The organism is Methanoculleus sp. MH98A (assembly GCF_000691865.1).
Classification (GTDB): Archaea; Halobacteriota; Methanomicrobia; order Methanomicrobiales; family Methanoculleaceae; genus Methanoculleus.
Genome location: NZ_JMIO01000081.1, coordinates 1 through 10,953 on the forward strand (window position 1 = coordinate 1; position 10,953 = coordinate 10,953).

Sequence of the window (10,953 nt, forward strand, 5' to 3'; positions counted from 1 at the left end):
ATTTTTCCCCTCTATCCTGAAGTCTACGACGTTCCCGTCTAATAGGTCCTTAAGTCTCCGCAACACGGTGGTGTGTGAAACGTTCAGATCTTTTGCAAGTTTGCGGGGGTGCGAGTCGCCCCTGAGCAGGAGAGCAACGATCTTGATGGACACATTTTGTTCCACATGGAACATATTTGAACCAATCAATAAAAAGGTTGTGCCTGTTCCTGGCTAAACACCGGAACGGCGGGTCACACCTGCTTTGTTGACGCAAGCGGGGAGCTACCGGCGACGGGGTTGTGTGAAGCGTTTCCGGCCGTAAAAAAAGAGTTGCCGGGGGTTTACGCAGAGCCTTTCCGCTCCGCGTCTTTCTTCCGGTACCCTTCGAGCAGGATCGTCGTCAGGTTCTTGACGGGCACGTCCGTGCAGTCGGCGATGTGGAACTCGCAGAACGGGCAGACCGTCACCACCACGTCCGCGCCGGTCGCCTTCACGCACTCGTCGCGCTTCGCCCCGAGGGCTTTGGCCTCCTCCGGCACCCCCGACCGGACGCCGCCGCCGGCGCCGCAGCACTGCGTCGGCATCTCCACGAACTCCCGGACCCCCAGGCGCAGGAGTGTCCGCGGCTGCTCGCTGATCCCCTGGCCGCGGAGGAGGTGGCAGGGATCGTGGTAGGTCGCCCTGACGTCGAGTTTCGACGGGAGCTCGATCCCGTACTCCGTGAGGATCTCGGTGACGTCTTTCACCTCGAACGGCGTCTCGTAATCGTTCTTCAGCGTCGCCCCGCACCCGGCGCAGATCGTCATCACGGTCTTGATCCCCCGGCTGGCGAAGGCCTCGATGTTCCTCTTCTTCAGGTCGTCGATGAATGACGTCTGCCCCGTCCGGATCAGCGGCGAACCGCAGCAAACCTGCTCGTGGGGGACGATCACCCGGATGCCGTTGCGCTTCATGACCTCCATCGCGTCGAGCGCCGTCCGCGGCACCCGGCCGTTGAACATGCACCCGACGAAGAACCCCACCTCGCCGCGGACGGGGCCGTCGGGCTCGATCACTTCCGGAACCTGTTCGAGGAACGTCGGCTGCGTCCGCTCGACGCTCCGGCCCGTCTCCTGCACCAGCTGCGCCACCTCCTGGTGGCGGGGGAGGGTCAGCCCGCGGCGGTTCGCGATCTCCCGGAGTTTCTCGATCGCCTTGCCCGGAGTATCGATCTTCTTCGGGCAGACCTCCACGCAGCGCTTGCAGGTCGTGCAGTAGAAGAGCCCTTTTTCGATGGCGTCGGTGATCCGGTCCCCCGAGTCGCGGGGATCGAGGGCGAGGCGCATCTCCTGCCGGAGCACCGTCGGCCCCGCGAAATCCGTCACCTGGAGCGCCGGGCAGGCCGATACGCAGCAGAGGCACTCGATGCAGTCCCGGAGCGGCTTGATCGCCTCGATCTCCTCCCGTGCCGGGAGGGCAGCGTCCGGCGCCGGGCATATCCGGGCGATCTTTGCTATCACCGGCTCCAGGTCGACCGTCAGATCTTTCAAGACCGGGAGGGCCAGCGGCTCGACCGTCATCCCGTCGCGGGCCTCCTCCATGCAGGCGAGGACGGGTTTCCCGTCCACCCGGACGGCGCAGCTCCCGCACTGCCCGGACCCGCAACAGTAGCGGTAAGCGAGCGTCGGGTCGTGCTCGTCGCGGACGGCGTGGAGGGCGTGGAGCACCCGGGCGCCCTCGTTGACCTGGACGGCGTACTCCTCGAAGTGCGGCTCCGCGTCCACGGCGGGGTCGAAGCGCGAGACGTAGAGCGTGATCGTCTTCATGCCGCCGCCTCCCGCCGCTCGATCCCCTCCCGGGTGAGCGAGACGTAGGTGTGGGAGAACGGCGACGTCGCCGGTTCGGTCGCCACGTCGGCATCCAGCCGGACGTGGGCTCCCCGGTTCTCGGGCCGGAGGAGGGCGCACCGGACGATCAGGGACGCCGTGGTGCACATGTTCCGGACGGTGCAGCATTCAAGCAGGTTCGCGGTCGAGGCGGCGCAGAGCCGCTTGTCCGCCAGCCGGCGAACGTGCCCGAGCGCCGTCCGGAGGTCGGGGGCGCTCCTGAAGATCCCGGCCTGATTCCACATCGTGAGTTTCAGGTCCTTCCTGACGTCTACGGGGCTTATCGCACCCTCGAAGAAGGCGTCGAGCACCTTGAGTTTCTCATCGATCGCGGCATCATCGATCCGGCCGCCCCGTGCGGGCGCCTTTCCGGCGAACTCCCCGGCACGCTTTCCGAAGACCTGCGTGTCCGCGAGGGCGTTCCCGCCGAGGCGGTTTGCGCCGTGCACCCCGCCGGTAACCTCGCCGCAGGCGAAGAGGCCGGGGATGGTCGTCCGGCACTCCGGGGTGATCCTGACCCCGCCCATGATATGGTGGGCGGTCGGGGCCACCTCCATCGGCTCCCGCCGGATATCCACGCCGTAGGCGAGGTACTGTTCGAGCATCACCGGAAGCCGTGTCTCGATCGTCTCTGCCGGGAGGTGGGTCACGTCCAGGTAGACCCCGCCGTGGCCCGTCCCCCGGCCCTCCAGCACCTCCGTCGCGATCGCTCTCGCAACCACGTCCCGGGTGGAGAGTTCCATCCGGTCGGGGTCGTAGCGCTTCATGAACCGCTCCCGCCGCGCATTCAGGAGTATGCCTCCCTCGCCCCGGACCGCCTCCGTCACCAGGCGGCCGCGGGCGTCGTAGGGATAGACCGCCCCGGTCGGGTGGAACTGGATCATCTCCATATCGATCAGCTCCGCCCCCGCCCGGTAGGCCATCGCAAACCCGTCCCCGGTTCCGGCGGCGGAGTTCGTGGATATATCGTAGACCTGCGTCCCTCCGCCGGTCGCGAGCACCGTCGCGTCGGAGCGGAAGAGCACGACGTCTCCGTCCCGGTCGAGAGCAATCGCGCCGGCGACCGCACCGTTCTCGTCCCTGACAAGATCGACGACCGAAACCTCCTGGTAGAGGTGCGTATCGGTCGCGTCGAGCCGGTCGAGGAGGGTCATGATCATCTCGTGGCCGGTCCGGTCGCCGGCGTAGCAGGTCCGGGGGAACCGCTGTCCGCCGAACGGCCGTTGCGCGACCTCTCGCGCCTCCGTGACGTCGAAGACGGCGCCCCACCGGACGAGGTCCGCCATCCGTTCGGGGGCCTCGCGGACCAGCGCGTCCACGAGTGCCGGGTCGTTGAGGTACGCCCCGCCCGAGAGCGTATCCTCGCGGTGGACGTCGACCGAGTCCCGGTCCCGCAGCACGGCGTTGTAGCCGCCTTCCGCCATCGTCGTGCACCCGCCTTTGCCGGCGATGGTCTTGGAGACCATGACCACGCCGCCGTACCGGGAGGCCTCGATGGCGGCCCGCACCCCGGCGCCGCCGCTTCCGACAACCAGCACATGCGCGTCCACAATCTCGTCTACATGCATCTTATTAGTCGGTGCGTTGTATAATACCATAAAGTAATTGCAGGGGACAAGTGAGCCAGAATGAGGCTTTTAATGAAATTTGGCGGCACTTCCGTCGGAGAGGCGGACTGTATCGGGAGGGTCGCAGACATCGTAGAATCGCATCGTAGCGCAGGCGACGAGGTCGCGGTCGTCGTATCGGCATGCTCCGGGATCACCGACCGGATCATCGCGGTGGCCGACGAGGTCATAGCAAGCAAGGAGCAGCCCGATATCGGGACGCTTCTTGACGCCATGCGGGAGCGCCACACCCGGCTCCTCAAGGAGACGGCTCCCGACTACGCCCGCGAGGTGACGGCGATCATCGACAACCGGCTCGCCCGGCTGCAGAACATCCTCTCCGCGGTGCACACCTTAAAGGAGCTGACTCCCCGGTCCCGCGACTACATCGTCTCCTTCGGGGAACGGCTCTCCGCCCCGATCGTCGCGGCCGCCCTCCGTCAGCGCGGCATCTCGTCGGTCGCCCTCGACGGTGCCGAGGCGGGGATAATCACGACGGCGAATCACGGGGACGCCCGCGCCCTCCCGGTGAGCGAGGAGAACATTCGTGCCCGGGTCGCCCCGCTGCTCGCCGACGCCGTCCCGGTGATCATGGGCTTCATGGGGGCGACCGAGCAGGGCGTCATCACCACCCTCGGGCGGAGCGGTTCCGACTACTCCGCTGCCGTCATCGGTGCCGGGGTCGATGCCGACGAGATCTGGATCTGGACCGACGTCGACGGGGTGATGACCTCCGATCCCCGGATCATCAAGGAGGCCCGGGTACTCGACGACATCTCGTATCTCGAGGTGATGGAACTCTCCTACTTCGGCGCGAAGGTTCTCCACCCGCGGTCGATCGAACCCGCGATGCAGAAGGACATCCCGATCCGGGTCAAGAACTCGTTCAGGCCCGAAGTCCCCGGCACCCTCGTCCTCCGCGACAAGCACCAGGAAAAGCGGGTGGTCAAGGCCATCGCCCTGATCGAGAAGGTGGCGCTGGTCAACATCAACGGCGCCCAGATGGTCGGCCGTCCCGGCGTGGCAAAGACGATCTTCTCCGCGCTTGCCGAGCGGGAGGTGAACGTCATGATGATCTCGCAGGGTTCGAGCGAGGCGAACATCTCCCTTATCATCGACGAATCGCACCTGGACGCCGCGATAGGCGCCCTCAACCCGGTCGTGAAGCAGGGCATCGTACGCGAGGTCACTTACGACCACGACGTCGCCGCGGTCGCGGTCGTTGGTGCGGGGATGGCCGGGACGCCCGGAACCGGCGGCCGGATCTTCTCGGCGATCGGCCGGGCCGGCATCAACATGATGATGATCTCGCAGGGTTCAAGCGAGGTGAACGTCTCCTTCGTCGTGAAGGCCGGGGACGGCAAACGGGCCCTCCAGGTGCTGCACGATGAATTCCGCTTATCGGAGAACTCTGATGACTGAAGAAGCACATACCTACCGCGAAGCCGGGGTCGATATCGACCTCGAGGCCCGGGCGGTCCGGGCGCTGATCGACTCCCTCACCTACCGCAGATCCGGCGACTTCTCGATGCTCGGGAAGGTCGGACACTTCGCCGGGCTGATCGACTTCGGCCCGTACGTCCTCGCGCTCGCGGTCGACGGCGTCGGCACCAAGATGCTCGTCGCGGATGCGCTCCGCGACTGGAGCACCGTCGGGATCGACTGCATCGCGATGAACGTAAACGACCTCTACGTGATGAATCTCGAGCCCGTGGCGTTCGTCGACTACATCGCGACCGACGCCCTCTCGCCGGAGAAGATGGCCCAGATTGGCCTGGGGTTGAACGAGGGGGCACGCCTCGCGAACATGAACATCGTCGGCGGGGAGACCGCGACCCTCAAGGGGCTCGTGAACGGCCTCGACCTCGCGGGAACCTGTCTCGGTGTCCAGGAGAAGGAAAAGGTCGTCACCGGCGAGGGGGTCGTTCCCGGCGACCTGATCGTCGCCGTTCCCTCGAGCGGCATCCACAGCAACGGCCTGACCCTCGCCCGGAAAGTCGTCGAGGACTGCGGATCCTACGAGACCCTTCTTTCGAACGACAAGACCCTCGGCGAAGAGCTCCTGACGCCGACACGGATCTACGCCGAGGTGCTCCGGGTGACGGAGGCCTGCGAGGTTCACGGGATGTGCCACGTCACCGGCGGCGGCCTCCTGAACTTCAGGCGGCTCAGCGAGTACGGATTCTCCTTCACCGACCCCCTCGCGGTTCCCGAGATCTTCTCCTGGCTGCAGGAGAATGGGAAGATCAGCGATACGGAGATGTACCGGACCTTCAACATGGGCATGGGCTACGCCTTCGTCGCCCCGGAGAAGAGTGTCGCCGCAATCCGGGCAATCGTCCCCGACGCCCGGGTTGTCGGCGAGGTGACGGAGGAGCCCGGCGTGCGGCTGAAGGGTATGGAGATCCGGTGAGGGTTTCCCCCCTCCCTCTTTGAACGGTTACCGGGACCCGGCGCAATTCTTATCCTCAGGCAGCCAGAGATTTAGATCGATGGCAGACGTCTATTTTACCTCCCTCAGGGCACGGGGTCCGCACGAGAGCAAAGCCGCAAAGATCCGCCGCCTCTTTGATGCGGCCGGGTTTGACGCGGCTATCCGACCGGGAGACCTTGCGGCCGTCAAACTGCACGTCGGAGAGCGCGGGTGCGACACCTACCTCCACCCGCTCTTCGCCCGGCAGGTGGTCGATAAAATAAAAGAGCGTGGGGCAAACCCGTTCCTCACCGATACCGCCACCCTCTACGCCGGGAGCCGGGCCGACGCCGTCCGGCACACCGTTACTGCGATCGAGCACGGGTTCGCCTACGCGGTTGCCGGCGCCCCGGTCATCATTGCCGACGGCCTTTCCGGCGGTTACTGGAGGGAGGTCGCCGTCGACGGGAATCACTTCGAACGCGTCCGGATCGCCGGGAGCATCCTCGACGCCGACAGCATGATCGTCCTCTCGCACGTCAAGGGCCACGACCTCGCCGGGTTCGGCGGGGCGATCAAGAACCTGGCGATGGGCTGCGCCCCGCCGTCCGGGAAGGCGGAGCAGCACGCGGGCAGGCCGTACGTGGAGGTCGAGCGGTGCGGCGGGTGCGGGAAGTGCACCACGGTCTGCCCCCAGGCGGCGATGACCCTCGCCGACGGGCGGGCGGTGCTCAACCCGGAGCACTGCGTCGGGTGCGGCGACTGCATGCGTGCCTGCCCGACGGGCGCGATCGAGTTCGACTGGACGACGGAGATCCGGCCGTTCATCGAGCGGCTCTGCGAGTACGCCCTCGGCGCCGTCCGCACCAAACCCGGGAGGGTCGGCTACGTCAACTTCCTCCTCGACATCACCCCGGACTGCGACTGCGTCTCCTGGAGCGACGCGGCGATCGTCCCCGACATCGGGATCCTCGCCTCCACCGACCCGGTCGCGATCGACCACGCGAGTTTCGACCTCGTCAACAGCGAGCAGGGGTTCTCCCAAACGCAGCTCGGGCGGAACTTCGCTCCCGGGGAAGACAAGTTTAAAGGGACCTGGGACTACACGGACGGCAGGTACCAGTTCGAGTATGCGGCTACCATTGGGCTCGGGGATGCCGATTACCGGCTGATCGAGGTGTGAGATGTCGACCGGAAAAGTAGTGCTGCTCTGCGGGAGTCCCCGGCCCGGGGGGAACACCGCACAGGTGCTCGGGGAGTGCGCAAAGGTCCTCGAGCGCGAGGGTATCGAGACCGAGACCGTCCTGCTCGGGGAGATGCGCATCCTCTCCTGCACCGCCTGCGGGCTCTGCACCGAAGGGGAGTGCGCCCTCGATGACGGCTTGAACGAGATCATCGGGAAAATCCGGGAGGCCGAGGGGTTCATCGTGGGAACCCCGGTCTACTTCGGCACCGCCCGTGGCGACGTCACGGCGGCCCTGCAGCGGATCGGGATGGTCTCGATGGCGTCCGACTCCTTCCTCTCCCGGAAGGTGGGCGGCCCGATCGCCGTGGCCCGGCGGGGCGGGCATACCGCCACGCTCCAGGAACTGCTGATGTTCTTCTTGATCAACGACATGATCGTGCCGGGCTCGACCTACTGGAACATGGTCTTCGGGAGGACGCCGGGAGAGGCCCTGGGCGACGAGGAAGGAATGAGAACGGTCCGGCGGTTCGCCGAGAACGTTGCGTTCCTGATCAAGAAGTTGCGCTAGTGCACCGTGTCATCTTATTATAGAAATTTCTTGCATGTACCGGGACGGCAACCATGGTCTCACGCGAAGAGCGCGAAGCCGCGAAGTGCGACTGCCAGAATGGCAGGAGCATGAGCACCGTTAGGTGTGAAGGAGTGTAACTCTCAACCAACCGGGTCTTCGCGCTCTTCGCGGCTTCGCGTGAGTTATTAGTGTAGATGACGATACGGTCTTGCGCGAAGGACGCGCAGCCTTCGCGTTCTTCGCACCTATCGGTGCTCAAGCAACCTGAAAGTCTTCAAGCACCGGTGCTCCGGAGAATAACCTTTTTCATCCTCTCCGATGAGGGATCAGCATGGATCTTTCGTCTGAAGCGATCGTTTTGGATGTCGCGGATACGGCACCGTTGACCCGGCGGGAGATCGCCGACCTCCTGCCGGAAGTCCCGGACTGGTCGCTCGAAGACGGGCGGCTTGCCGCCCGGTTCGCCTGCAAGGGGTTCGATGAAGCGGTGACGTTCCTCAACGAGGTCGCCGGATTTGCCGCGCGAGAGAACCATCTCCCGGATCTCGGCATCCACGCTGCGAGGTACGTGGACGTCGCCTGGTATACCTACGCCATCGGCGGACTCTCCCGCAACGACTTCGTCATGGCCGCACGGCTCTCCGAGTGGCTCCGGTGCCGGCAGGGTGCGTTCCTCTAACCGGTGCCGAACGCCCGCATGACCCGTGCTTTGACGGCCTCTTTCGGGAGAGCGCCGACCACCCGGTCGACCAGCATGCCGTTCGCGAAGAACAGGAGTGTGGGTATCGCCGTTATGCTGAAACTCGCCGCAATTCTGGGATTTTCGTCGACGTTGCACTTGCCGAAGGTCACCCTGCCGGCGAAGTCACGCGCAAGGTCCTCGACGACCGGGGCCACCATCCGGCAGGGGCCGCACCATTCCGCCCAGACGTCGACGACCAGGGCGGGGTGCTCCTGCAGGTTCGTCTGAAATGCATCGTCAGCGATCTCGATGACGCCCCCCGGCGTCCCCGTGAGCCGTTCCTCGAGTTTCCGGAGACGTTCTTCCCGGAGACGCTGCAGTTCGTCGTCAAGCGGCCTCTCTCCTTCCATATGACGGAGATATGCCGCTCGCCCATATTAAATGATTAGCCCCGCGCCGGGCACCGGCGCCCCGGACTCGCACCGGTCCGGCCCGCACAAAGATATATAACCCCCGAAAAACAATGTATATACCTCACAGGACAGAAGCGAGGTGGGGTAGCCAGGACATCCCGGCGGGCTCATAACCCGTAGATCGATGGTTCAAATCCATCCCTCGCTATGAAAGGCAATTCTGCGTTTTTACACGTTTTTCTTCGTTATTCGTCTCCTGCACTCAGATGGTTCTCTTTCCGGGCAGGGACGCACGCCTGCACCCGATTCGCCCGGAATAGGGGTTTTGAGGCGCGCAAAATGCGTACAGGCTCTTTCGAATCGGGAAGATAAAATTCCGGCATGCCGGAAAAAAGAGGTGGTGATCCTGAGGGGCTTACGTCCGTTCCTTCCCGGCCTTGAAGGTCGAGAGATCGGACTGGTGGGTGCCTGCCACGTAGTCCACGACACAGTGGCAGCTCTTCTCCCCGTTGATCTCCACCGGGTAGCACCCCGTCAGGCACCCGGTGCAGAGGTTTTGCTCACCGCACCCGATCGCCTCCACCAGATCCTCAAGTGAAATATAGGTGAGCGACGTCGCGCCGACGCTTTCGCGCACCGCCTCGACCTCCTTGCCGCTCGCGATCAGCTCCGTGCGGGTGGGCATATCCACCCCGAGATAGCAGGGGGCGATGATCGGCGGGGAGCCGACCCGGAGATGGATCTCTTCGGCCCCCGCATCCCGGATCATGTTCACGATCCGGCGGGAGGTCGTCCCCCGGACGACGCTGTCGTCGATGAGCACCACCCGTTTGTCCTTCAGGTTTCCCCGAACGGTATTGAGTTTGATCCGGACCGCCCGCTCCCGCTGCTGCTGGGTCGGCATGATGAACGTCCGGCCCATGTAACGGTTCTTCATCAGCCCCTCGATGAACGGGATCCCGGACTGCTCGGCGTAGCCCGCGGCGTACGCGATCCCGGAATCGGGAACCGGACAGGCCGTGTCCGCTTCGACGGGATTCGCATCGTAGAGTTTCTGCCCGATCCGGCGTCGCACGTCGTAGACCAGCGTCCCGTCCATCACCGAGTCGGCGCGGGCGAAGTAGACGTACTCGAAGATGCAGTACGCCTTCCGGTTCGCGGTCGCTATCTGGGTGGAGGTGAGCCCGGACTCATCGATCCGGATGAGTTCGCCGGGCCGCACGTCCCGGACGAACGTGCCGTCCAGCGCATCGATCGCCACGCTCTCCGACGCCACGATGTAACCGTTATCGAGTTTTCCGATGCAGAGCGGTTTGATGCCGAGCGGATCGCGGAAGGCGTATACGGTATTGTTCAGGAGCGCAACGGTGGCGTAAGAACCCCGCAGCCGCCGCATGCAGAGCAGGACGGCATCTTCCATGCTTTTGGAGGTCCGGAGCGCATCGGCGATGATGTTGCCGATGATCTCCGTATCGGTCGTGGTGCAGAAGATCTGCCCCCGGTGTTCGTATTCCTCACGGAGTTCGGCTGTATTGACCAGGTTGCCGTTATGGGCGATCGCGAGATCGAGCCCCCGGTACCGGAAATTGAACGGCTGAACGTTCTCCGGGACCTTTGACCCGGTTGTCGGGTAGCGGACGTGTCCGATTCCTGCGTTTCCCTGCAGATCCTGCAGGGTCTGGCTGTTGAAGACCTCGGCAACGAGCCCCTGGGCTTTGTGCGTGTACAGGGTCGTGCCTTCAAAAGTAGAGATCCCTGCGCTCTCCTGCCCCCGGTGCTGGAGAGCGTACAGGGCGTAGTACAACGGAAACGAGACACCGCCAGCATCGACGATGCCAACGATACCACACATGATGCAGCTCTAATGCGTCGGTACCTTTGCCTTCTTCTCCGTCCAGCGGTAACTGCGGATTCTCCGGCTCTTGCCGAATCCACAGGCCGCACAGACTTTGTGCTGTGCGTGGAACGAGATCTTGCCGCATCGCCTGCAGGCGATGTGAGTGCGTTTCTGCCGCTTGCCCATCGATGGTGTGCCTTTTGACATTCTCTCACCTACTGTTTATTCGACTGAAGGGGTAATGTAGATCACATTGTCACCGCGGACGATCAACGTGCCGAGTTTCTGCGCCGCGCCGTCCACTTCTTCTTCTGCCTTGTCCAATACCAGATTCATGTGAACGTCGTATCCCTGGAGGATCCCCCGGATCTCCCTCCCACCTTTCAGGCTGATGATG

General features: G+C 64.3%; 12 protein-coding genes and 1 tRNA gene. 6 read left to right on the forward strand and 7 right to left on the reverse strand.

The genetic code is table 11. The annotated features are described in order from the left end of the window. The 3 genes from EI28_RS10385 to tfrA form a co-directional block, all read right to left on the reverse strand. Positions 1–174: winged helix-turn-helix domain-containing protein (locus EI28_RS10385; protein ID WP_048114642.1), on the reverse strand; the 174-nt coding region annotated here is incomplete at its 3' end. Positions 175–323: 149 nt separating this feature from the next. Then, a complete protein-coding gene (gene tfrB / locus EI28_RS10390) occupies positions 324–1,787 on the reverse strand; it encodes a fumarate reductase (CoM/CoB) subunit TfrB (protein WP_048114644.1) in 1,464 nt (487 codons plus the stop codon). Further along, a complete protein-coding gene (gene tfrA / locus EI28_RS10395; protein WP_048114645.1) occupies positions 1,784–3,415 on the reverse strand; it encodes a fumarate reductase (CoM/CoB) subunit TfrA in 1,632 nt (543 codons plus the stop codon). Before tfrA ends, tfrB begins: the two co-directional genes overlap by 4 nt. Positions 3,416–3,487: 72 nt before the next feature. Between tfrA and EI28_RS10400 the strand changes: the two genes are divergently transcribed. The 5 genes from EI28_RS10400 to EI28_RS10420 all read left to right on the forward strand — a co-directional run bounded on the left by EI28_RS10400 (position 3,488) and on the right by EI28_RS10420 (position 8,303). Then, positions 3,488–4,876, forward strand: a complete 1,389-nt coding sequence (locus tag EI28_RS10400) for an aspartate kinase (RefSeq protein ID WP_048114647.1) — start codon at positions 3,488–3,490, stop codon at positions 4,874–4,876. Next, complete coding sequence (gene purM, locus EI28_RS10405) at positions 4,869–5,867, forward strand: phosphoribosylformylglycinamidine cyclo-ligase (RefSeq protein ID WP_048114649.1); 999 nt, start codon at positions 4,869–4,871, stop codon at positions 5,865–5,867. Before EI28_RS10400 ends, purM begins: the two co-directional genes overlap by 8 nt. A gap of 79 nt (positions 5,868–5,946) precedes the next feature. Next, positions 5,947–7,050 carry a DUF362 domain-containing protein gene (locus EI28_RS10410; protein ID WP_048114651.1) on the forward strand — a complete coding sequence of 368 codons (1,104 nt, stop codon included), beginning with the start codon at positions 5,947–5,949 and terminating at the stop codon, positions 7,048–7,050. A 1-nt stretch (position 7,051) separates the two neighbouring features. Beyond that, positions 7,052–7,621 (forward strand): flavodoxin family protein, encoded by a 570-nt coding sequence (locus EI28_RS10415; protein WP_048114653.1) that lies wholly within the window; start codon positions 7,052–7,054, stop codon positions 7,619–7,621. A gap of 334 nt (positions 7,622–7,955) precedes the next feature. After that, positions 7,956–8,303, forward strand: coding sequence for a 4a-hydroxytetrahydrobiopterin dehydratase (locus tag EI28_RS10420; RefSeq protein ID WP_048114654.1), 348 nt, complete (start codon positions 7,956–7,958; stop codon positions 8,301–8,303). Here the strand turns inward: EI28_RS10420 and trxA are convergent. After that, on the reverse strand, positions 8,300–8,716 hold the full coding sequence (gene trxA / locus EI28_RS10425) for a thioredoxin (RefSeq protein ID WP_048114656.1): 417 nt from the start codon (positions 8,714–8,716) through the stop codon (positions 8,300–8,302). The two genes, EI28_RS10420 and trxA, sit on opposite strands and share 4 nt — an antisense overlap. A gap of 136 nt (positions 8,717–8,852) precedes the next feature. On the opposite strand from trxA, the gene EI28_RS10430 reads away from it, so the two are divergent. Further along, a tRNA-Met gene (locus tag EI28_RS10430) sits at positions 8,853–8,927 on the forward strand. A gap of 207 nt (positions 8,928–9,134) precedes the next feature. Here the strand turns inward: EI28_RS10430 and purF are convergent. The 3 genes from purF to EI28_RS10440 are packed head-to-tail and all read right to left on the reverse strand — an operon-like array spanning position 9,135 to position 10,952. Further along, positions 9,135–10,571, reverse strand: a complete 1,437-nt coding sequence (purF, locus tag EI28_RS10435) for an amidophosphoribosyltransferase (RefSeq protein ID WP_048114658.1) — start codon at positions 10,569–10,571, stop codon at positions 9,135–9,137. Between the two features lie 9 nt (positions 10,572–10,580). Then, positions 10,581–10,763, reverse strand: coding sequence for a 50S ribosomal protein L37e (locus tag EI28_RS13590; RefSeq protein ID WP_011843084.1), 183 nt, complete (start codon positions 10,761–10,763; stop codon positions 10,581–10,583). A 15-nt stretch (positions 10,764–10,778) separates the two neighbouring features. Next, complete coding sequence (locus EI28_RS10440) at positions 10,779–10,952, reverse strand: LSM domain-containing protein (RefSeq protein WP_231476742.1); 174 nt, start codon at positions 10,950–10,952, stop codon at positions 10,779–10,781. Position 10,953: the final 1 nt, after the last annotated feature.